The 22,900-nt window shown below is 60.9% G+C and carries 18 protein-coding genes and 2 tRNA genes; 10 read left to right on the forward strand and 10 right to left on the reverse strand.

The window, feature by feature from the left end:
* Positions 1 to 14: 14 nt before the first annotated feature.
* From rpoD to GAL_RS12790, 8 genes are all read right to left on the reverse strand, one after another.
* Positions 15 to 2,003 (reverse strand): RNA polymerase sigma factor RpoD, encoded by a 1,989-nt coding sequence (rpoD, locus tag GAL_RS12755; protein ID WP_024097984.1) that lies wholly within the window; start codon positions 2,001 to 2,003, stop codon positions 15 to 17.
* Between the two features lie 131 nt (positions 2,004 to 2,134).
* A complete protein-coding gene (gene dnaG / locus GAL_RS12760) occupies positions 2,135 to 4,372 on the reverse strand; it encodes a DNA primase (RefSeq protein ID WP_024097985.1) in 2,238 nt (745 codons plus the stop codon).
* A gap of 1 nt (position 4,373) precedes the next feature.
* Positions 4,374 to 4,712, reverse strand: coding sequence for a hypothetical protein (locus GAL_RS12765; protein ID WP_024097986.1), 339 nt, complete (start codon positions 4,710 to 4,712; stop codon positions 4,374 to 4,376).
* Positions 4,713 to 4,750: 38 nt separating this feature from the next.
* The gene (locus GAL_RS12770) at positions 4,751 to 5,296 is read right to left on the reverse strand and encodes a sarcosine oxidase subunit gamma (RefSeq protein ID WP_024097987.1); all 546 of its coding nucleotides are present in this window, start codon (positions 5,294 to 5,296) and stop codon (positions 4,751 to 4,753) included.
* Complete coding sequence (locus tag GAL_RS12775) at positions 5,289 to 8,210, reverse strand: sarcosine oxidase subunit alpha family protein (protein ID WP_024097988.1); 2,922 nt, start codon at positions 8,208 to 8,210, stop codon at positions 5,289 to 5,291. Before GAL_RS12775 ends, GAL_RS12770 begins: the two co-directional genes overlap by 8 nt.
* A complete protein-coding gene (locus tag GAL_RS12780) occupies positions 8,210 to 8,470 on the reverse strand; it encodes a sarcosine oxidase subunit delta (protein ID WP_024097989.1) in 261 nt (86 codons plus the stop codon). The genes GAL_RS12775 and GAL_RS12780 overlap by 1 nt, the downstream gene beginning before the upstream one ends.
* Positions 8,471 to 8,551: 81 nt before the next feature.
* On the reverse strand, positions 8,552 to 9,805 hold the full coding sequence (locus tag GAL_RS12785; protein ID WP_024097990.1) for a sarcosine oxidase subunit beta family protein: 1,254 nt from the start codon (positions 9,803 to 9,805) through the stop codon (positions 8,552 to 8,554).
* 306 nt (positions 9,806 to 10,111) lie between these two features.
* Complete coding sequence (locus GAL_RS12790; protein ID WP_024097991.1) at positions 10,112 to 11,542, reverse strand: Glu/Leu/Phe/Val family dehydrogenase; 1,431 nt, start codon at positions 11,540 to 11,542, stop codon at positions 10,112 to 10,114.
* A 357-nt stretch (positions 11,543 to 11,899) separates the two neighbouring features.
* Here GAL_RS12790 and GAL_RS12795 point away from each other — a divergent pair, with 357 nt between their 5' ends.
* Genes GAL_RS12795 through GAL_RS12805 form a run of 3 tightly spaced genes read left to right on the forward strand, consistent with a single transcriptional unit; the run spans position 11,900 to position 14,742 of the window.
* Complete coding sequence (locus GAL_RS12795; protein WP_024097992.1) at positions 11,900 to 13,582, forward strand: TadE/TadG family type IV pilus assembly protein; 1,683 nt, start codon at positions 11,900 to 11,902, stop codon at positions 13,580 to 13,582.
* Entirely contained in the window at positions 13,579 to 14,139 is a 561-nt protein-coding gene (locus GAL_RS12800; RefSeq protein WP_024097993.1) for a TadE/TadG family type IV pilus assembly protein, read from the forward strand. Before GAL_RS12795 ends, GAL_RS12800 begins: the two co-directional genes overlap by 4 nt.
* A gap of 3 nt (positions 14,140 to 14,142) precedes the next feature.
* Complete coding sequence (locus GAL_RS12805) at positions 14,143 to 14,742, forward strand: TadE/TadG family type IV pilus assembly protein (protein ID WP_024097994.1); 600 nt, start codon at positions 14,143 to 14,145, stop codon at positions 14,740 to 14,742.
* Between the two features lie 101 nt (positions 14,743 to 14,843).
* Here the strand turns inward: GAL_RS12805 and GAL_RS12810 are convergent, their stop codons facing one another.
* The gene (locus tag GAL_RS12810; protein ID WP_024097995.1) at positions 14,844 to 15,359 is read right to left on the reverse strand and encodes a hypothetical protein; all 516 of its coding nucleotides are present in this window, start codon (positions 15,357 to 15,359) and stop codon (positions 14,844 to 14,846) included.
* A gap of 222 nt (positions 15,360 to 15,581) precedes the next feature.
* Here GAL_RS12810 and GAL_RS12815 point away from each other — a divergent pair, with 222 nt between their 5' ends.
* Positions 15,582 to 16,493: a pirin family protein gene (locus tag GAL_RS12815; RefSeq protein ID WP_024097996.1), complete on the forward strand. Its 912-nt coding sequence runs from the start codon at positions 15,582 to 15,584 to the stop codon at positions 16,491 to 16,493.
* Positions 16,494 to 16,573: 80 nt separating this feature from the next.
* Here the strand turns inward: GAL_RS12815 and GAL_RS12820 are convergent, their stop codons facing one another.
* Positions 16,574 to 17,191, reverse strand: coding sequence for a TetR/AcrR family transcriptional regulator (locus tag GAL_RS12820; RefSeq protein WP_024097997.1), 618 nt, complete (start codon positions 17,189 to 17,191; stop codon positions 16,574 to 16,576).
* A 97-nt stretch (positions 17,192 to 17,288) separates the two neighbouring features.
* Here GAL_RS12820 and GAL_RS12825 point away from each other — a divergent pair, with 97 nt between their 5' ends.
* From GAL_RS12825 to GAL_RS12850, 6 genes are all read left to right on the forward strand, one after another.
* A complete protein-coding gene (locus GAL_RS12825) occupies positions 17,289 to 17,618 on the forward strand; it encodes a hypothetical protein (RefSeq protein ID WP_024097998.1) in 330 nt (109 codons plus the stop codon).
* Between the two features lie 200 nt (positions 17,619 to 17,818).
* Complete coding sequence (locus GAL_RS12830) at positions 17,819 to 19,105, forward strand: homoserine dehydrogenase (RefSeq protein WP_024097999.1); 1,287 nt, start codon at positions 17,819 to 17,821, stop codon at positions 19,103 to 19,105.
* A gap of 133 nt (positions 19,106 to 19,238) precedes the next feature.
* Complete coding sequence (glpX, locus tag GAL_RS12835; protein WP_024098000.1) at positions 19,239 to 20,222, forward strand: class II fructose-bisphosphatase; 984 nt, start codon at positions 19,239 to 19,241, stop codon at positions 20,220 to 20,222.
* 134 nt (positions 20,223 to 20,356) lie between these two features.
* Positions 20,357 to 22,099: a single-stranded-DNA-specific exonuclease RecJ gene (gene recJ / locus GAL_RS12840; RefSeq protein WP_024098001.1), complete on the forward strand. Its 1,743-nt coding sequence runs from the start codon at positions 20,357 to 20,359 to the stop codon at positions 22,097 to 22,099.
* 144 nt (positions 22,100 to 22,243) lie between these two features.
* Positions 22,244 to 22,318, forward strand: a tRNA-Glu gene (locus GAL_RS12845).
* Positions 22,319 to 22,652: 334 nt separating this feature from the next.
* Positions 22,653 to 22,727 (forward strand) — tRNA-Glu (locus GAL_RS12850).
* Positions 22,728 to 22,900: the final 173 nt, after the last annotated feature.

A 22,900-nucleotide genomic window follows, 5' to 3' on the forward strand; every position in this document is an offset into this window, starting at 1 on the left:
CGATTGCTTCAATGTTACTGGTCCAGGAACGACCGCAGTTTGCGCGAGCGGCTCGGGTGCTTCAGCTTTCTGAGCGCCTTTGCCTCGATCTGGCGGATACGTTCGCGGGTCACGCTGAACTGCTGGCCAACTTCCTCCAGCGTGTGGTCGGTGTTCATACCGATACCAAAGCGCATCCGCAGAACCCGTTCCTCACGCGGCGTAAGGGACGCCAGAACCCGGGTGGTGGTTTCCTTGAGGTTTTCCTGAATGGCGCTGTCCAGCGGCAGCACGGCATTCTTGTCCTCGATGAAATCACCCAGCTGACTGTCTTCCTCGTCCCCGATCGGGGTTTCGAGGGAAATCGGCTCCTTGGCGATCTTCATCACCTTGCGGACCTTCTCCAGCGGCATTTGCAGCTTTTCAGCCAGTTCTTCCGGCGTTGGCTCCCGACCGATCTCGTGCAGCATCTGGCGACCGGTACGGACCAGCTTGTTGATGGTCTCGATCATATGGACCGGAATACGGATGGTCCGCGCCTGATCTGCGATGGAACGGGTGATCGCCTGACGGATCCACCAGGTCGCATAGGTCGAGAATTTATAACCGCGACGGTATTCGAACTTATCGACCGCCTTCATCAGGCCGATGTTGCCTTCCTGAATGAGGTCAAGGAACTGCAAACCGCGGTTGGTGTATTTCTTCGCGATGGAGATAACCAGACGCAGGTTCGCCTCGACCATTTCCTTCTTGGCCTGACGGGCTTCTTTCTCACCCTTCTGAACCTGCTGCACGATGCGGCGGAATTCAGAGATATCAAGACCAACATATTGACCAACCTGGGCCATGTCGGCGCGCAGCTCTTCAACCTTCTCGGTCGAGCGTTCGACAAACATCTGCCAGCCGCGACCGGGCTTTTCGCCCATCTCAGCCAGCCAGTTCGGGTCCAGCTCGCGACCGCGATAGGCCTCGACGAACTCACGACGGTTGATACGGGCCTGATCAGCCAGCTTCACCATAGAACTGTCGATCGACATAACCCGACGGTTGATCCCGTAAAGCTGGTCGATCAGCGCTTCAATCCGGTTGTTGTGCAGGTGCAGCTCATTCACCAGCAGCACGATTTCTGCGCGCAGGGACTGGTAGACCTGCTCGTCCCGCTCGCTGAAGGAGCCATCCTCGTTCAGGGTGGCCGAAATCCGGCTGTCCTGCATCTCGCTCAACTGTGCGTAGTCAGAGGAGATCTGCTCCAGCGTGGTCAGCACCTTGTCCTTCAGCGCCGCTTCCATCGCAGCGAGGGACATATTGGCCTGATCGTCCTCGTCATCATCATCGTCCTGAGCAATCGGATTGCCGTCCGCATCCAGCTCTGGACCAGTGTCCTTGGCGGCGGGTTTGTTCGCAGCCACGGCGGAGGTATCCACCACCGGCTCGCTCACCTCACCATCCTCATCCAGCTGATTGCCGAATGTCGCCTCAAGGTCGATCACATCGCGCAGCAGAATGTCTTCAGACAGAAGTTCGTCGTGCCAGATGGTGATCGCCTGGAAGGTCAACGGGCTCTCGCAGAGGCCTGCGATCATCGTGTTGCGACCGGCCTCGATCCGCTTGGCGATGGCAATCTCGCCCTCGCGGCTCAGCAGCTCGACCGAGCCCATCTCGCGCAGGTACATCCGTACGGGATCATCGGTGCGGTCCAGCTTCTCAGCTGCCGCCCCGGCCACGGCCACTTCGCGATTGCTCTCGGTAGTCACCAGTTCGGTCGAGCCTTTCTGCTCTTCCTCTTCGGCTTCCTCATCCTCGATGATGTTGATGCCCATTTCGGAGAGCATCGACATCACATCCTCGATCTGCTCCGAACTCACCTGATCCGGCGGCAGGACCTGATTGAGCTGATCATAGGTGATGTAACCCTTCTCGCGCGCTTCGGCGATCATCTTCTTGACCTGAGCCTGGCTCATGTCGAGAGAGATTTCGGGCTCCTGATCGTCAGGTTTGCGGTCGTCGGTATCTTTGGCGGCCATTCAATGCTCCTCGTAGGGGCTGGGGCGATTCGGTTTCGCGAATCATTATCGCGATCCGCTGATTCGTCACCCGGTTTACCCGTTTTTCTTTCGCTCTTCCTTAGCAAAACGACCTGACTGCGGCGCAGCGGTCACTTCTTGGAGTAGCCAATTCGTTCCAACAGGGCTCCGAAAGCGTCGCGTTCCTCGCGGTTCAGACGCGCTCCGTTCTCCCCCACATCATATTGCGCACGGTCTTCGTTCTCGCTGCGCACCGCCTTGTTACGGGCCTCTGCCGCCTGTCCCAGTCGCCATGTCACGGCTTCATCTGCTAGCCCGTCAAAATCCTCTTCAGCTTCGGCCAGCTCGGCGTCCAGACCACGGCTCGCCTCCAGTTTGGCGAACTCCTCCGCCAGCGTCAGGCTGGCCACTTCCACGTCGCCGGGACGGCGCAGACAGGGGCTGATTGCCACATGGCGAAGCGCAAAGAGGTTTTCAAGGGCATGTGCCCCGGCAGCCTGCGCAATTTCATCTTTCAGTCGTTCGGGTGCATCAACCCCATGGCGCAGCACCAGATCGCGCAGCAGCGCGTGATCTGATCCGACACAGGCCATACGTTCCAGATTAACCTCATATTTGGTGATGACGGCAGGCGTAGTGATCACAGTGGCCAGAATCACCGCCTCGCGAACCCGCACAAGTGACTCCTCACTGCCACCGGCCAGCAGAGAGTTGCGCGTGGTTTCCAGCGGCTGTGGCGGGGCGTTCTTGCCCCGCCAGGGCATCCGCGTGCCATCACGAAACCCGCTGCCTTTGCGAGATTTTCCACCCGCGTAGCCGCTTTGTTTGCCTACATAGCCCTGACCGTCAGATGTGTCTGGCCGACCAGCAGGCGCCGTCCCCGCATCATAGGGTCCGGCGTCATAACCGGGATCAAACCCAGGATCGTAGCCCGCAGGGTCATACCCCGGATCATAGCCAGCGTCGTAATCTGCACTGAAACCGGGATCATCTGCCGGCATCCCTCCCGGATCTAGACCGGGATCAGGCGCGGCATCGAAGCCGAAATCCAGACCGGACCCTGCAGTATCCTCCCGCGGACGCCCCCCGCGAAACAGTTCCCAGCGCAGATCCTGCAAATCTTCGCCATAGTGGCGGCGGATCGACGGATCGCGGATCAGCCGGATTTTGTCGCGCAGCGCCTTGTCCAGTGCCGCCTTGCGTTCCGGGCTGTCAAACACCTTGCCGTCTGTCTCGCGCTGCCACAGCAGCCGCACCATTGGCATCGCTTGATCCAGCACCGCCTGCACCGCCTCACGCCCTTCGGCACGGATCAGATCATCCGGGTCCTTGCCCTCGGGCATCAGCGCAAAGCGCAGGGATTTCCCCGCTTCCAACAGCGGCAGGGCCAGATCGATCAGACGCATCGCTGCGCGCAGGCCCGCAGTATCGCCATCCAGCGCAATGATCGGCTCATCGGCGATCCGCCACAGCATTTGCAGCTGATTTTCGGTAATCGCCGTGCCCAAAGGTGCCACCGACGCCTCGAACCCACCTTCGGCGAGCGCGATCACATCCATGTACCCTTCGGCAACCAGCAGTTGGCCGGATTTCCCCGAGGCGGTGCGCGCAGGCCCGTGATTGTAAAGGCTGCGCCCCTTGTCAAACAGCGCCGTCTCCGGCGAGTTCAGATATTTGGCATTGTCGCGCGGATCCATCGCGCGCCCGCCAAAGGCAATCGCCCGCCCGCGCGCATCGCGGATCGGGAACATGATCCGATTACGGAAGGTGTCATAGGGTTTGCCGCCCTTGTTGGACGGTTTGGCAAGACCTGCCCCCATGATCAAATCTTCCGGCACTCCCTTGCCGCGCAGCGCATCCCAGAGGTTCTGCCACCCCTCAGGCGCAAAGCCAATTTCCCAACGTTCCAGCGCGGGGCCGCTCAGCCCGCGTCGCGCCAGATAGCTGCGCGCAGCCTCTCCTGCACGGGTATTCAGATGCAGACGGAAAAACCGTACGGCCTGTTCCATAACCTCAGCCAGCTGCGCGCGATGATCCTGTTTCTGCTGCGCCCTCGGGTCACGGGCGGGCATCTCCATCCCTGCCTCCTGCGCCAGGATCTGCACCGCCTCCATAAAGCCGACGTTCTCGGTTTCCTGCACAAACTTCAGCGCATCGCCTTTGGCGTGACAGCCAAAGCAGTAGTAAAACCCCTTGCGGTCATCGACATGGAAACTGGCGGATTTCTCGTGGTGAAACGGACAGGGCGCCCACATATCCCCCTTGCCCTGGTTTGATTTGCGCTGGTCCCACAGGACCTTGCGCCCGACAACCTGCGTGAGGCTGACGCGGGTGCGCAATTCGTCAAGGAAACCGGGGGGAAGCGACATCTCAGTTGCTCTGCAGCTGCTTTTTCATCTTCTGGATCTGATCCCAGTTTTCCAGGCACTGCTGTTCCATCAACGCGCCCAGATCCGTATTGCGCAGATCGCGCTTGCGCAGGCTGTAGACATGGGCCGTCAGTTGCGGAATGGCCTTGCTGTACTGGTCCGGCCAGCTGGGATCGCTGTCCAGAATCGTCTGGCTGACCTCCGCCTGCTTCACCCGGTCCAGCCGCGCCTGCTGCACCGCCGCCATGACCTGCCCTTGGTACTTGCAGCTTTTTTCTTTCTTTTCAGCCGCATAGACTGGCGTTGCCAGCAATGCCGCGACAAGGGCAAGACGGATCATACAGATGACTCCCGGAATCAGTTGGTGATCCAGAGAGATTACCCCCGTGCCGCGACAGCTTCCATCGCTGTTTTCAGATCATCCACAAGTGTCTCCGCCATGGAGCGGAACACCATGATCTGCAGGGTCTTTGGCCCGAGCCGCGTAATGGACGCCGCCATGTGTTTAAGCTCACAGCGAACCGTGTGGCCGCGTTTGAACACAGCTGGCCGCAGATCCACCGGGCAGAGCCGCGCCAGCACCGCATCTCCCTGCGCTCCCTCCAGCCGGACAACCGCCCAGCCGTCACTTTGATCAGTCAGTGCCGCATGCTCGACCAGGGCCGGATCCGGGCGGACCCCACTGAGCAGGGCCATCTCGCGCCCAAACCAGATAATCCGCGCGCCCGCCTTGGCATGGCTGCGGTTCGGCGCGGGCCAGCGCAGCCCATGTGCCGCCTCCAAGGCAGCCGACAGCGCATTCTCCTGCCCAGCATAGGGGGCTAGCGTCGTCATCTGTTCCGGCTCTGCCTCGCTCAGGGAGATCTCTCCCACCTGCAAGGCCAACAGCCCTGCGCAAGGCGTCTTTGCACTCAGCTCAACCACGGGCACGCTCCCCTTCCGGGTCAAAGAACACAGGCTCCACAATCTCGCAGAGCGCATCCAGCCCCGCCGTGTGATCCACCATACGGATGGGGTCACCAATCCTGTCCGGGCCCGATTTGATCAGCGCCAGCCCAATCATATGGCCCAATGTCGGCGAATAGCAGACCGAGGTCACATAGCCCTGATCGTGTACCCGCGTGACGGGATCCTCCGGGTCAAACAGATGCGCCCCGGCTGTCAGTTGCTGCACCGCACCGGTGGGTTTGATCCCCACCAGACGCATTCGGGTTTTGTCGACCAACCCTTCGCGCAATGCCATCTCGCGGCCAACGCAAGGCTTGCCGGAACGTAGCATTCCACCAAACCCCAGATCATGCAGCGTCGCTGTGCCATTGATCTCTGCATGGGTGAGAAAGCCCTTCTCAATCCGTAAGACATTCAGGGCTTCCAACCCGTAGGCGCCACCGCCCAGCGCCTCGGCCCGGCGCAGCAACTCGCCAAAGAGGCTCTCACCGTAGCGCGCCGGCACCGCCAGTTCATAAGCCTCCTCACCCGAGAAGGAGATCCGGAACAGCCGCGCCGTCACTCCGTCCAAGGCCACCTCGCCGCAGGCCATGAACGGCCAGTCCTCAGTCACAAAATCCGCGCCAAGCAGATCCTGCAACAACGCGCGCGCCTTGGGGCCCGCAATGGAAAACTGCGCCCATTGCTCGGTCACCGAATTGATCCGCACATCCCAATCGGGGTGCAATGCCTGGGTTACGAACTCCAGATGCGCCATGACCTGCCCGGCAGCGGCGGTGGTTGTGGTCATTACATAGTGGTTCTGCGCCAGGCAGGCGGTGGTGCCATCATCCATCACAAACCCATCTTCGCGCAGCATCAGACCGTAGCGCACCCGACCGGGTTTCAACCTGGCAAAGCCATTGGCATAGACATAATCCAGCAGCCGCGCCGCATCCGGCCCCTGAATATCGATTTTACCAAGCGTGGAGACATCCGCGACCCCAACCGCATTGCGCACATACCCGACCTCCCGGTCACAAGACTGCCGCCAATGGGTCTCGCCGGGTTTGGGGAAATAGCTGGCCCGATACCACAGCCCGACCTCCATCATATGGGCGCCCATATCCTCCGCCAGCCGGTGCGAGGTCAGCAGCCGCCGGGGCGCAAAGCCCTGATCCTCTGCCCCTGCCCCCATCACCCCAATCGGCACTGGCACATAAGGTGGACGGAACGTGGTGGTGCCGGTCTCGGGGATACTGCGCCCCGTGGCTTCTGCCAGAACCGCCAGCGCAACCACGTTTGAGCTTTTGCCCTGATCCGTGGCCATCCCTTGGGTGGTGTAGCGTTTCATATGCTCGACCGAGCGGAAGTTCTCACGGCCGGCCTGACAGATATCCTTGACCGTGACGTCGTTCTGAAAATCAACCCAGGCGCGCCCGCGCCCCGGCACCGACCATAGTGGCGAAACGCGATACTCCGCCTGCTCTGCCTCAGGCACCTCAGCCGCAACCGCCCGCTTGCCCAATGCCTCAAGCGCCCGCGCGCCCGCCTCAGCGCCATCTTGCAAGGCCGCCGCGGTGGAAAACCGCCCGCGACAGGCCCCCACGGGCTCCAACCCCGGGACCGCACCGTCCTGCGGCACAAAACACGCAAGGTCCCGCCGCCAACGGGGCCGCCCGTTCAGATGACAGGTCAGATGCAGTGTCGGATTCCAACCGCCTGACATGGCCAGACAATCGGTCTGCAACTTTTCCTCACCCGAAACCGAGCGCAGGGTCAGGCTCTCCAACCGTTGTCGCCCGGAGGCATTGCAGACCTGTGCCCCCCGGATCACCCGAAAATCAGAGCTCTGCGGGGCGTCATGGCGGCTGTCGATCACCGCTGCCACATGCACCCCCGCTGCCACCAGATCCTGTGCCGTGCGGTGCGCGTCATCGTTATTGGCAAACACGGCCACCCGTTCCCCCGGCGCCACCCCCCAACGATTGAGATAGCTGCGCACGGCCCCAGCCATCATGATCCCCGGCCGGTCATTATTGGCAAAAGCCACAGGCCGCTCCAACGCGCCCGCCGCCAGGATCGCCCGTTTGGCCACCAGCCGCCAGAAACAGGCCCGCGGCGCGGCTCCTGCCTGCGGCGGCGGTGTCTCAAGCGCCCCATATGTGCCCTGATCATAGACGCCGGTCACGGTGGTGCGGGTCATACGGCGGACATTGCCCAGACTGTCCAGCTCTGCCACCGCACTGGCGATCCACTCTCGCGCAGGCAGCCCCGCGATGGTTTCCCGCTCACTCAACAATCTTCCGCCCGGGGTGCTGTCCTCGTCACACAGGATCACATCCGCACCGCCCCGCGCCGCCGTCAGCGCCGCCATCAACCCCGCGGGCCCGGCCCCGATCACCAGAAGATCGCAGAAGCCATAGGCCTTCTCATAGGTCGCATCATCCGGCGCGCCAGACAATGCCCCCAGCCCGGCGGCACGGCGAATGATCGGCTCATAGATCTTTTCCCAGAACGCCGCCGGCCACATGAAGGTCTTGTAGTAGAACCCCGCGCCCAGAAACGGCGCTGCCAGATCATTGAGCGCTATGGCGTCAAAGCCAACCGACGGCCAGCAGTTCTGGCTACGCGCCGCCAGTCCCTCATATAAGGGCAGCGTCGTGGCCCGCAGATTGGGCTCCTGTGCGGCACCCTCCCCCACGGTGACCAGCGCATTCGGCTCCTCACTGCCAGCGGTCAGAATGCCGCGGGGGCGGTGATATTTGAACGACCGCCCCACCAGATGAATGTCGTTGGCCAGTAGCGCCGCCGCCAGCGGCTCCCCTGCGCGCCCCATCAGGCGCCGCCCGTTGAAGCTGAAACCAACCTCGCGCGCCTCCGCTGCGCCTCCCCATCCTGCGATCCGCATCAGCCCCTCTCCCCGGATGTGGTCAACTTGGCCGCGAGCATTTCGTGGCTGGCGGTGTCCCGCCGCACCCGGATCCAGCTACCGCAGCCCTGCTGGTGATACCACCATTCCTCAACCGGACCGGCGGGATTGTCCCGCAGATGAACATGGGCATGCCAGACCTCAGGACTGTCGTCCTCTGCAGGCGCCGCAAGCGCAGCCCCGCGGTAATAGAACTCGCGCCGGTCGCGCTCACCACATAGGGGGCAGGTAATCCTCATGGCTGACGCCCTTTCACCTTTCCAAAAATACTCATCCCCGCCTCTGCGGTGGCCACAGGTGTTCGTTCGGGAATGCTGGGATCAATGCAGATTATGCTGCGCACCGGTCGCCTCCTCATCCATCAGGCCACGGCCCGTTTCAAACCGGTCCAGCCGGAATGCCGCAGCGGCCTCATGAGGGCGATCCGTGGCAATCAGGCGGGCATAACACTGCCCGGAGGCAGGCGTCGCCTTGAAGCCGCCATAGCACCAGCCCGCATTGAGATAGAGCCCCTCAATCGCTGTCCGGTCGATGATGGGTGAGCCATCCGGAGTCATATCCATGATGCCGCCCCAGCTGCGCAGCAGCCGCGCCTTGCCGATGGCGGGCAACATCGCCATGCAGGCCTCCATCGTGTGTTCCACCATCGGCAGATTCCCCCGCGCCGTATAAGACGCATAGAGATCGAGATAGCTGCCAAAGACCAACCCGCCCTTGTCGGACTGACTGATATACAAATGCCCCTCCGCGAAGGTGAGCACATGATCAATGATCGGTTTCAGCCCCTCTGAGACAAACGCCTGCAAGACGTGGCTTTCAATCGGCAAGGTCAGGCCCGCCATCGCGGCCACCTGGCTGGACCGCCCGGCGGCGGCCATTGCCACCTTGCCCGCACGGATTAGCCCACGGGAGGTCTCGACCCCGATGACCTTGCCGCCTTCGGTCCGAATGCCGGTCACCTCACAGTTCTGAAGGATATCAACACCGCGCTGATCCGCGCCCCGCGCAAAGCCCCAGGCCACCGCATCATGGCGCGCCGTGCCCGCCCGGCGCTGCAACAGCGCCCCCTGAATGGGAAAGCGGTTGTTGGCATAGTTCAGCAACGGCACCATCTCGCGCAGCTGGTCGCGGGACAGGATCTCGGCATCATCACCCTGATTGATGATCGCATTCGCGCGCCGAACGGCGCTGTCACGCTGCGCATCATTGTGGAACACGTTCAAGATCCCACGCTGCGACATCATCGCATTGTAGTTCAGATCCTGTTCCAACCCCTCCCACAGCTTCAGGGAATGGGAGTAGAACTCAGAGTTGCCCGGCAGATAATAATTCGCCCGCACGATTGTGGTGTTGCGCCCCACATTGCCGCCGCCGATATAGCCGCGCTCCAGCACGGCGATGTTGGTCATGCCGTGATCCTTGGCCAGATAATAGGCGGTCGCCAGCCCATGGCCGCCGCCGCCGATGATCACCGCATCATACTGCGGCTTCGGATCCGGGTCGCGCCAATGGCTCTGCCAGCCCCGATTGCCTGTCAGCCCTTCGCGCAGCACACGCCAGCCAGAAAATCGCATCCCCGCCCCCTTCGGTCTTTTGCCAGGCGATCAGGCGCGGGCATTCACCGCGCCCTACTGCCAAGGTGTCATCGCTTGCCAGTTTGACCGGATCGCCGCTGGGATACCAGCCCCGTACAGATCAGCCACCCGCTATCAGCAGCACACTCAGAACACATATGTCTAGTACTGAAAACGACAGAGACCATCAGTACCGGGTCGCGTTCACCCTAATATCGCGCACGCAGGCTAGAAAAACGAAAAAAGAGGCGGGACAGGCCGCCTCTTTTCGCATTTCTGAACCACAAGGGCTGACTTATAAAAAGATCAAAGCCCCTTGGCGCGGTAGCTTTTGGCAACCTTGTCAATGGACACCAGATAGGCAGCAGTACGCAGATCAGTCACGTCATTACGGCCATGCCAGACCTCACGCATCGACTGATAGGCCGTGCGCATGGTGTCATCCAAACCCGAGCGTACCAGCTCCAGCTCATCCGCCCCGCGCAGATAGCGTTCGGTAAACTTGGGGTTCAGCGTCCAGGTCTTGCCCAGGCTTTCGGACAGAGCCTCCAGCTCATCCACGACCAGCTGGTGACGCGCCTCTTCCTGACGGCGCTGCATCCGGCCAAAGCGGATATGGCTGAGGTTCTTCACCCATTCGAAGTAGGACACCGTCACACCGCCGGCGTTGGCGTACATGTCGGGAATGATCACGGTCCCTTTGTCGCGCAGGATCTCATCCGCACCGGCAGTGACAGGGCCATTCGCCGCCTCGATGATCAGCCGCGCCTTGATGTTGGCCGCATTGGTGAGGTTGATCACCCCCTCCAGCGCCGCCGGGATCAGGATATCGCAGTCCTCCTCCAGGAGGAGCGGGCCATTTTCAACATACCGCGCATCTGGATAGCCTGTGACACCACCATTGCTGGCGATCCACTGGAACACCGCTTCGATATCAAGACCGTTCTCGTCGATCAGGCCACCGTCGCGTTCGATCACTGCGGTGATCTTGGCGCCGTCTTCCGACATCAGGAACTTCGCCGCGTGATAGCCCACATTGCCGAGGCCCTGAACGATCACTCGCTTGCCGTCCAGTTTGCCGTCCATATTGGCTGCCGCGACATCCTCCGGATTGCGGAAGAACTCACGCAGCGCATATTGCACCCCGCGGCCCGTCGCCTCGACCCGGCCAGCGATACCACCCGCATTCAGCGGTTTGCCGGTCACACAGGCCTTGGCGTTGATATCGGTGGTGTTCATCCGCGCGTATTGGTCAGCAATCCAGGCCATCTCACGCTCACCGGTGCCCATATCGGGGGCCGGTACGTTCTGGGAGGGGTTGATCAGATCGCGTTTGGCCAACTCATAAGCGAAACGGCGGGTGATCAGCTCCAGTTCATGCTCCTCATACTGGCGCGGATCAATGCAAAGCCCGCCTTTGGAGCCACCAAACGGCGCCTCAACCAGCGCACATTTATAGGTCATCAGCGCCGCCAGCGCCTCAACCTCATCCTGGTTCACGCCCATCGCGTAGCGAATGCCGCCCTTCACAGGCTCCATATGTTCGGAATGTACCGAACGATACCCGGTGAAGGTCTGGATCCCCCCCCGCAGCCGCACGCCGAAGCGCACAGTATAGGTCGCGTTGCAAACCCTGATCTTCTCCTCCAGGCCTGGTGGCAGGTCCATCAGGGACACCGCCCTGTTGAACATCAGGTCCACACTCTGGCGAAAACTGGGTTCTGTTGCACTGCTCATCGGCTGTACTCCGTGCTTCTGCGTCGACTCAGTGAGATAGTGTTCGGACACTATGACTCTTGGATTAAGAAGGTGCGACCTTTTTGACCATTTCCGCGCAAAAAGAATCAATTTTAGGCAAATTGAAAACATCGCATGTTTGACTGAGTCGCGCGAAATCGCAGCGACCCCGGATTTGTTCACGTCACTGGAACAACCCTAGCACATGCGCCGCATTACCCCTAAAACCCGCGACAATCCGCGTGATTTGGTCCGGTATACGCCCCAATTCCGCCACCTTCACAAAGCATTAATAAGTGTGAAATTCCATTTCTGATGGCGCTGTGCCGGGGGGTTAAGCGGCTGGGGGTTCGACACATGACTATACGTTTTGACAAGATATCCATCGCGGCACGACAAGCCTGCCTGACCGCCTGCATTCGTGGCGAGGCGCAATTGCGCGCATTTCGGCAGGATGAATCCGGCGTGCTGCTGAAACCCATGGTGGGTTTCCTGCTGTCCATGCTTGCCGTGGGTGGCATCGGCGTCGATCTGATGCGTATGGAACGCGACCGCACCATCCTGCAATATACCCTCGACCGTGCAGTTTTGGCTGCGGCTGATCTCGACCAGCCCCTGCCGCCTGCGGCGGTGGTTCAGGACTATCTCAGCAAGGCGGGGCTCAATAAATATTACACGCCCCCGGTGGCAGAAACCGGGCTCGGGTTCAAAAAGGTGCAAAGCACCATCGACACCACATTTGAAACCCACATGCTGAAATTCTCCAGCGGGCAGGACATGCCGCTTTATGCGACCTCGCGCGCAGAAGAGAGCATCGACGGGCTGGAAATCTCATTGGTGCTGGATGTCTCCGGATCGATGCGCAGCAACAGTCGTCTGGCCAACCTCAAGGTTGCGGCAAAAGATTTCGTCGATACGATGATCGCCAATACCATCGACAACAAGATGTCGATTTCCATCATCCCCTACGCCACACAGGTTAGCCTGCCGACCGAGTTGATGGATCAGTACAACACCACGGATGAGCACGCATATTCCAACTGTGTGAACTTCACCGGCAACCACTTCCAGTCCACGGCATTGTCCACGACGGAAGAACTGAAACGCACGATGCACTTCAGCGTCTGGTCCGGGAGCGATTATCGCGCCAGTTCAGGTCTGGTCGACAGCCCAATTTGTGAAGATCGTGCCGACCGTGAAATCCTACCGTTCCAAAAGGATGCGAACACGCTCAAAGGCTTCATCGATGGCTTGAGCGCAGAAGGCAACACATCGATTGATGTTGGCATGAAATGGGGCACCGCCCTGCTTGATCCAAGTGCGCGTCCTGCCATCAGCGCGCTGGCGTCAGGCGGTGGAGCCATGGTGCCTGCAACATTCAACAATCGCCCGGCAGCGTTCAATGATCACGAGACCGTAAAGGTTATCGTGCTGATGACCGACGGCAGGAATACCAGCCAGTACTATGTCGAATCCGATCACCGCGAAGGTGCCTCCGACGTCTGGTACAACTCTGCCGCCACCGGATCGAACCCGCGCTACTCGCTCTACGATCCGCAACGCGACAAATACTGGTGGGACCGCATGAACCGCTGGGAAGATCACGCCTATGGTCAGGGCAGCTATCGCAAATGTGGTAGCTACAGCTGCTGGTGGCAGGATGAGCAGGGAGAGCCTGCGAATGTCAAACGCTTGAGCTGGGGCGAACTGTTTGGTGAAACCTCGCTGAAGTATCTCTACAAGTACCTCTACGGTGACTGGATGGGCCAGTCATCGGCACGCAGCGTCTGGTACTACGGCGTCTATGACTACTGGAACACCAGCACCAAAAACGCCCGCACCCGCGCTGTCTGCGCCGCGGCCAAGAACCAGGGCATCGTTGTCTATACCATTGGTTTTGAGGCGCCTAGCAGCGGCACCGCGGTGCTGAAGGACTGCGCCAGCTCGGATGCCCATCACTTTGATGTGCGCGGGCTTGAGATCCGCGACGCCTTTGCCTCGATCGCAACGTCGATCCGCCAGCTGAGGCTGACCCAATGACACGCCGCAAGCAATATCGAAGAGCCAGTCGGCTGCGCCGCGCACTGCGCCTGTTTCGCAAGCGCGAGGATGGCAACGCAACAGTTGAGTTCGCCATCGTGATCCCCGCCTTTCTGTTTCTGCTGATGAACACAGTGGAACTGGGTATGATCACCATCCAGCAATCCATGCTGGAACGTGCGCTGGATCAGACCGTGCGGGGCTTGCGTCTCTCGACCGGCGTTCCAAAGCAACACAATGAGATCCGCGACGAGGTTTGCCGCCGCTCCGGCTTTATCCGCAACTGCGGCACGTCGCTGCGGCTCGAAATGGTACAGGTTGATCCCTATGCCTGGACCCCGGTTGACCCGGTTCCAGATTGCATCAACCGGGTTGAGGACGTGCAGCCCGTGCGGAACTTTGTCACCGGCGATTCCAACGAGCTGATGTTCATCCGCGCCTGCATGGCCATGAAACCAGTGTTCCCCCATTGGGGCCTGGCTGACGATATGGACAATGACGCCGACGGCCGGATCCGCCTTTATGCGACCTCAGCCTTTGTTCAGGAGCCTCGGTAAGCCATGTTGACCCGTATCCGCACCCTGTTCCGCCGCTACAAACAAGAGACCGACGGTTCTGTCTCGGTTGAATTCGCTTTCTATATGCCGCTACTGCTCGGTGTATTTGCAGCGATCTACACCTATTTCGACGCCTACCGTCAGGAGGGGGTCAACCTGAAGGCCGCCTACACGATCTCCGACCTCATCTCGCGCGAAACCTCGACCCTGAATGAGGATTACATCGACAGCATGCACGACCTGGCCAAGCTGCTGATCCGTGTCGACTCCTCCATTTCTCTCAGGATCTCGGTAATCCGCTGGGATGAGGATGATAACCGCTACTACGTGGACTGGTCCAAGGTACGTGGTGGCAAATTCACCGAATGGCAGGACGGCAACATTCAAGAGGTCAAGGATGATCTGCCGACCATGCCCGATCAGGAGCGGGTCATTCTGGTCGAGACCAAGAACGACATTGATCCGGCCTTCAACGTTGGCCTGCCCGAGATGGACATCCAGAATTTCGTCTTCACCCGCCCGCGTTTTGCGCCACAGGTGAAATTTGAAGGTCAGGACAGCGGTGGTGGCAGCCACGACGACAATAGCGGCCCCACAGACTAGGGCATTTCGCTTTAGGCCAGCGGCTTAATCAAAGAAGGCGCCTCCGGCATCGGTGGCGCCTTTTCTGTTCAATATTTCTGTTCGACTATACAGAAACCGCCTCAGCCCTGCGACTGCCCCGCCTCACGCCGTGCAATCATGATGGCGAGGATTTCTGCCATGGATTTGCTCTGCGCGCCCGGCGTGACACCCCCAATGCCAATCCGATGCCCCAGTCGCCACCAGAGACCCGGCTGCCAACTGCGCGCGCCTTTGGAGGCTGTTCGGATCAGAAAGCCATTCGACGGTTTGAACGCAAAAACCCCGCGATCCACCGCAACAACATCTGCCACCTTTGCAATCACCGTCCCGTCAGAACTGCGCAGCACCTGGTCGGTCAGTTCAATCCGCAACGCGGTGGCCTGCCACAGACGCATGGCCAGCCACAGGCAAAAGCCGCCGATGGCCAGCAGAAACACCAGCCAATGGGGGGCTGGTGGCGAGGCCAGCGCCACATAGATTGCCAGCGCACCGACCACGATCAGCATCGCCGTTGCCAGCACCCGCCGCGGCGCGGAGGCATCAACAGTTGCCAAAATCTCATCCGTCATTTCGCCCGATCCCGCCTTCTGGCCCATCACTTATGTCCTCACCCTAGTCTTCAGCCCCGTCTGCACCATGGGGCCGGTCCCGGCGGATGTAGCCTGATTGCGTCAAGGGGCATAGCCCCCTGTTGTGACGGTGTCCCGGAAAGACTGATATATGTGCGCCAACGCACACAGGAAGTGAGCAAGCGGGCCTTCCCGACACACTCGCACAGGTCTATCTATGAGGTCATACACAGCAACCGGAGACCCGCCATGTCGATCCGTCCCATCCTGGAAACCCGCCCCGCCACACCGGCGCTTGAAGGCGCAGGTGTCAAACTGCACCGCGCCTTTGGTTTTCACGACCCGAGCGAGCTGGACCCCTTCCTGCTGTTCGACGACTTCCGCAATGACCGCCCCGAAGATTTCGAGGCCGGCTTTCCCTGGCACCCTCACCGGGGGATTGAAACCATCACCTATGTGCTGGACGGGACCGTTCACCATGGCGATTCCTTGGGCAACAACGGCACCTTGGGCGCAGGAGATGTCCAGTGGATGACGGCAGGGTCCGGGATTCTGCATCAGGAAATGCCGAAAGGAAACGCCAACGGCCAGATGCATGGCTTCCAGCTCTGGGGCAACCTGCCCGCCAGCCAGAAGATGACAGCCCCGCGCTATCAGGACATCACCGCCAAGGATATTCCCGAGGTGATTGACGACGATGGTACCCGGGTGAAGGTCATCGTTGGTGATTTCTGGGGCAAACGCGGTCCTGTCGATGGCATCGCTGCTGACCCGCAATATCTGGATGTCTCCGTCCCGCCGGGAGTGAAAAAGACCTTTCGCATCGACACCTACCGGCGCGCCTTTGCCTATGTCTTTGCCGGTCAGGGCGCCTTTGTCGATGCCGCGACACCGCAGGGTGTACTGTTGGAGAAAGAGGTCGCGGGCGAGGAGCTGCAAATCCGCGATATGTCCGGGGATCGCACGCTGGTCCGATTTGGCAGCGGTGAAGAAATCACCGTACAGGCTGGCCCGGAGGGCGTTCGCTTCCTGCTGATCTCAGGCGCTCCGATCGAAGAGCCCGTGGCCTGGCATGGTCCGATTGTCATGAACACAAAGGATGAGTTGCGGCAGGCCTTCAGGGATCTGCGCAATGGTCAGTTCATCCGACCCGCCCATTAGATCCGCCTCAGACAACCTGTCGGCGCCGCGTTGCTGCGCGGCGCCGCCCCTCAACTGTACGGGTTCAGGCGGGCACGGGTTCAGGCCCGCACAGATTTCTGCACCATATCCCAGTAAATCGCCTCGACCTCGTCCAGCGACAGACGCCCCCCACTGCGATACCAAGTCATCACACCGTTTAGCATCGCAATCACTGCCAGAGTTGCGATTTTGGTGTCGGGGATATGAAACACGCCCAGCCGCACCCCATCCTTCAGGATCGTTTCCAGCGCATTCTCATATTCGCGACGCAGGGACTCGATCGCGGTGAAATTGTCTTCCGACAGGTTCCGCAACTCCATATAAGCGATGAAAACCGCGTCAGGTCGTTCCAGATGGAAGCGGATGTGAAACCGGGTAAAGGCCTCAAGCCGTGCCAGGACGTGATCTTCGACACTGCCAACTGATACAGTCTGATCCGGGGTCCGCAGATCCTGCCAGGCCTGCAACAACTCCGTCATATGACCTTCCATCAGGCTGAACAGCAGACTCTGCTTGTCAGGGGTATAGTTATAGAGCGCGCCAGCCTGGACCCCCACTTCGGAAGCGATCTGGCGCATTGAGACCGCCGCATACCCATGCTGGGCAAACAGCTTCAGCGCCGCAGCACGGATGCGCGGACCGGTGATATCGGAATGTGAACCTTGGGTACGTGCCATCTTTCGATTTTATATGAACATTTGTTCATATAAAAGCCCTGCTTGTGCCTTTTCAACAATATGTGCATCAAGGGAATAGTGAACAAGGATGGTTTTGATGCAATCGCCCGCACAGCCCAAAAACCGACCCCCGATGCCCAGCATTTGTGCGATTTCGGCATTGGGCTCCGTCCGTCGGTATTCCCGGCTTTTCCCTCTGTTGGCCGCCGCTGTGCTCGCCTCGGCCTGCGCCCGCGTGCCGGAGCTGGAGGACCAGCTCACACCCGATCTGCGCGGCGCCGACTACCCTGCCCTTGTGCCCTTGGAGGATGCGCTTCAGCCCAGCCCCCCCGCAGCGGAGGAGAGTAAAGCGCTGGAAGACACGCTGGATGCCCGCGCCGCCCGTTTGCAGGCCCGCGCTGATCGCCTGCGCGCCGCGCAACCCTGACGCCGGACGCCCCGCTTAGCAGCCCCGGCAGCCCCCGCAGCCCCCGCAGCCCCCGCAGCCATGAGCAAAGCCGCCTGAAATCGCAGCAACACACACCCTGCATTGGGATTTGTCGGCCACGTATCGCCGCCGCCGTTGCACCGCTGCGCCGAACCCGCTAAGGCGGGGAGACGTCTTTCGGAATTAAAGGATCCCCAGCTATGACAGAGCCGCTTCGCCTTGGTATTGCAGGTTTGGGCACGGTTGGCACCGGCGTGATCAAGATCATCCGCCGTCAGGCAGCCATGCTGGAGGCCCGCACCGGACGCCAGATCCAGATCACAGCGGTGTCCGCGCGGGACGCAAGCAAGGACCGTGGCGTGCCGCTTGGCGATTATGCCTGGGAAACCGACCCCGTGGCGCTGGCCACCCGCGATGACGTCGATGTTTTTGTCGAGCTGATGGGCGGTCATGAAGGCGCAGCCAAGGCTGCGACCGAGGCCGCATTGGAAGCAGGCAAGGACGTTGTCACCGCCAATAAGGCGCTGCTGGCGATCCATGGTCAGGCGCTGGCCGAACAGGCCGAAGCTGCAGGCCGTGTGATCCGCTTTGAAGCCGCTGTTGCCGGTGGCATCCCGGTGATCAAATCCCTGACTGAAGGTCTGGCAGGCAATGAAATCACCCGCGTCATGGGCGTGATGAACGGCACCTGCAACTATATTCTGACTCAGATGGAAGCCACCGGTCAGGGCTACAACGCCCTGTTCGAGGAATGTGGCCGCCTTGGCTATCTTGAGGCTGATCCCAATCTGGATGTGGGCGGCATCGACGCCGGGCACAAACTGGCGATCCTGTCCGCCATCGCCTTTGGCACCAAGCCCGCCTTTGACGATGTGCAGCTGGAAGGCATCCAGCGGATCAGTCTCGATGACATCCGTCACGCCGCCGATATGGGCTACCGGATCAAGCTTCTGGGCGTGGCGCAGCGCACCGGGCGTGGGCTGGAACAGCGCATGTCGCCCTGTCTGGTGCCTGCGAACTCGCCGCTCGGCCAGTTGGAAGGCGGCACCAATATGGTGGTGATCGAAGGCGACGCGGTAGAACAGATCGTCCTGCGCGGCCCCGGCGCCGGCGAAGGCCCGACTGCCAGTGCGGTCCTTGGTGACATCTGCGACCTGGCCCGCGGCAGCCGGTTCGCCACCTTCGGCCAGCCTGCCACCTCGCTTGAGGATGCGCCCGCCGCCCAGACCAGCCTTGCCGCGCCGCATTATCTGCGCCTTGCCCTGCTGGACAAACCCGGCGCATTGGCAAAGGTCGCCGCTGCGCTTGGCAATGCCGGAATCTCCATCGACCGGATGCGGCAGTACGGCCACTCCGAGCCGACCGCGCCAGTGCTGATCGTGACGCATAAATGCACCTCCAGCAGCTTGCAGACGGCGCTGGACGATCTGGCCAAGACCGATGTGGTGGCAGCGGATCCCGTTGCCCTGCGCATCGAAGAGGTCTGATCGCGCCCAGAACAGAAAAACACCGGTAACGGCGCCTGTTGCTAAGGCCCGTTACCGCCAACCGCCCTTGCCCGCGCTGCCAGATGCAGGGTATGCGACGGCACCGACCCGGGATTGAGATAGGACATTGGCTATGACTTCTGACACCAACGACGCCGCATTTAACGACCGCCTGCTGTCGCTCGGACTGGCCCGCGTGGCCGAACAGGCCGCTCTGGCCTCTGCACCGCTGATTGGTCGCGGCGACGAGAAAGCCGCCGATCAGGCCGCCGTCAACGCCATGCGCGAACAGCTGAATCTTCTGGATATCGCAGGCGTCGTGGTCATCGGCGAAGGGGAGCGGGACGAAGCGCCCATGCTCTTTATTGGTGAGGAAGTCGGCACCGGCAAAGGCCCCGGCGTTGATATCGCGCTGGACCCGCTGGAAGGCACCACGCTGACAGCCAAGGATATGCCGAACGCTCTCACCGTGATTGCAATGGGGCCGCGCGGCTCCATGCTGCATGCACCCGACACCTATATGGACAAGCTCGCGGTAGGCCCCGGCCTGCCCGATGGCGTGGTCTCGCTGGACATGAGCCCGCGCGAGCGGGTTGAGGCGCTGGCAAAGGCCAAGGGTTGCCTGCCCACCGACATCACCGTCTGCATTCTGGAACGTCCTCGTCATGAGGCGATGATTGCCGAGGTGCGCGAAACCGGCGCCGCCATCCGCCTGATCACCGATGGCGATGTCGCCGGCGTGATGCATTGCGCCGAATCTGAGATTACCGGCATCGACATGTATATGGGTCAGGGCGGCGCCCCTGAAGGGGTGCTGGCAGCTGCGGCATTGAAATGTATGGGGGGTCAGATCTTCGGCCGCCTGTTGTTCCGCAACGATGATGAGAAAGCCCGCGCTGCCAAGGCCGGCATCACCGATCTGGACCGCGTCTATGCCCGCGATGAGATGGTCACCAGCGATGTGATCTTTGCCGCCACCGGTGTGACCGGCGGCTCTCTGCTGCCAGCGATCAAGCGTCAGCCGGGCTGGGTTGAAACCACCACATTGCTGATGCGCTCCAAGACCGGATCGGTGCGCCGGATGAGCTACCGGACACCGCTCAGCGCCCATCAGTAGGCTCTGAGCGTGCAGCTTGCAGCACAGGTCGGAATTTGAGTATTTGAAGAAAGGTGAAAGGCCGGGTCCGCGCAGATCCGGCCTTTGCCATGACCGGGCCCTGTACAGGCCCCCTCAGGAATAAGGGCGCTGACATGAGTTTTCTGGGAGTTGAGACCTCACTCACCGGGCGTCGCTGGATTGGTCCCGATGTGGAGATCGCCCGCGCCGCCGAGATGATGGAACAGCAGACCGCCCTGCCCGCCGCCGTCTGTCAGGTGCTGGCGCGGCGCGGCGTCCCGGCGCATGAAGCCAGCGGCTTTCTGACCCCACAGCTGAAGGAGCTACTCCCCGATCCCCGGCGGATGAAGGATATGGAACCCGCCGCGGCCCGTTTCCTGCAAGCGGTGGAGCGCCGCGAACGGATCGCGGTCTTTGCCGATTATGATGTTGATGGCGGGTCTTCTGCGGCGTTGCTTCTGGTATGGCTTGATCAGGTCGGTCTTGGGGCCACGCTCTATGTGCCGGACCGTATCGATGAGGGCTATGGCCCTAATGATGCGGCGATGGCCGCTCTGGCCCGCGATCACGATCTGATCGTCTGCGTCGACTGTGGCACGCTGTCCCATGGTCCGATTGCCGCCGCCAAGGGCGCTGATGTGATCGTACTCGACCACCACCTCGGCGGAGAGACCCTGCCGGATTGTGTCGCAGTGGTGAACCCCAACCGCCAGGATGAGGACGGCGACCTGGGCTATTTCTGTGCCGCCGGTGTTGTGTTCCTGATGCTGGTAGAGCTGCGCCGCCAGATGCGGGACAAGGGGCTTGGCACCGGTCCCGACCTGATGGCTTTGCTGGATCTGGTTGCCCTGGCCACCGTCGCCGATGTGGCACCGCTGATTGAGGCCAACCGCGCACTGGTGCGTCAGGGGCTCAAGGTCATGGCCGCCCGGCAGCGGCCCGGACTGGTGGCACTGGCGGATGTGTCGCGCATGGATTCTGCCCCCTCCACCTATCACCTTGGCTTTCTGCTAGGACCACGGGTCAACGCGGGCGGGCGGATTGGCAAGGCCGATCTGGGCGCGCGCCTGTTGGCCACCACCAACCCGGCGGAAGCCGAGGCCATCGCCGCGCGTCTGGATGAGCTGAACAGCGAGCGCCGCGATATCGAAAACGCCGTTCGCGCCGCCGCGCTGGAACAGGCTGAGGCGCGCGGACTGGACGCTCCGCTGGTCTGGGCGGCTGGCGAAGGCTGGCACCCCGGCGTCGTCGGTATCGTGGCCTCCCGCCTGAAAGAAGCCGCAGGCCGCCCGGCGATTGTCATCGGTCTGGACGGGGATGAGGGCAAGGGATCAGGTCGCTCTGTCAGCGGCATTGACCTTGGCGCGTCGATCCAGAAAACCGCCGCCGAGGGCCTGCTGATCAAGGGCGGTGGTCACAAGATGGCCGCTGGTCTGACCGTGGCTCGCGACCAGCTGGAACCCGCTATGGCTCGGCTGAGCGAGTTGCTGGCCAAACAGGGAGCCGGCGACCTTGGCCCCAGCGACCTGAAGCTTGACGGAATGCTGATGCCCGGCGCCGCCACAGTACCGCTGATCGAACAGATCGAACAGGCAGGCCCGTTTGGGGCCGGCGCCCCTGCCCCGCGCTATGGGTTTCCGGATCTTCAGGTGCGCTTTGCCAAACGGGTTGGCGAGAGCCATCTGAAACTCTCGCTCAGTGACGGGTTGAGCAGCGGGATTGATGCCATCTGCTTTGGCGCTTTTGACACCGCTCTGGGAGCGCGCCTGCTGGATCACGGTGGCGCGCGGTTCCATTTTGCCGGTCGGCTTGAAATCAATACCTGGGGGGGGCGCCAGTCCGTACAACTGCGACTGGAGGACGCCGCTGAGGCCTGAGATCCGCCAGCAAAAGTACTGCAGACAAGGGGCCTGTCAGCTGAAAATAGACGCCACCTGCTCACGACAAAATAAATTGCAGTACTGTTGTTTTTTAGCTTGCGGGTTCCCGCCCGAAACACTAAATACCCGCTCACACCAAGTGGCCCGTTCGTCTATCGGTTAGGACGCCAGGTTTTCAACCTGGAAAGAGGGGTTCGATTCCCCTACGGGCTGCCACTTCTCCTCATAATCATGTCCGATTGAGTGTATGTGTCTTGCAGCTGCTGCTAGTGCATATCTGCAGAAGCCATTTCTTACAGCGCAGTTTCGACTGTCCGACGCCTGTTCCACCAAGGGCGCAGATCCGTGAACACCATGCTCCGCGGATTGAGCAGAGACAGGCAGCAATCGCAAAAACACGTCAGATACCACAGACAGAACACCTATTTATTATCATATTTTTCATAAGCTTGCGGGACATCTTGCGAGATTGAAAAAAACTCGCACCGATATCAAAATCCCTCTTGCGCCGGGGCGATGTACTCAGTAAACACGCCCTCACAGAGCAAGTGGCCCGTTCGTCTATCGGTTAGGACGCCAGGTTTTCAACCTGGAAAGAGGGGTTCGATTCCCCTACGGGCTGCCACTTTGTTTTCCCCGAATATTATGACACGCATACTATCGGAAACACCATTCGTGTATGCCTAACTGTGCAGGTATCCGACTGCTGCGGCTGATCCAATTCTGTCCGCTCTCAATAAGCAGCGCCCCTGCGATACGCATACCACATTTGGATCAGACCCGGTTCCATGTGCACAC

The organism is Phaeobacter gallaeciensis DSM 26640 (assembly GCF_000511385.1).
Classification (GTDB): domain Bacteria; phylum Pseudomonadota; class Alphaproteobacteria; order Rhodobacterales; family Rhodobacteraceae; genus Phaeobacter; species Phaeobacter gallaeciensis.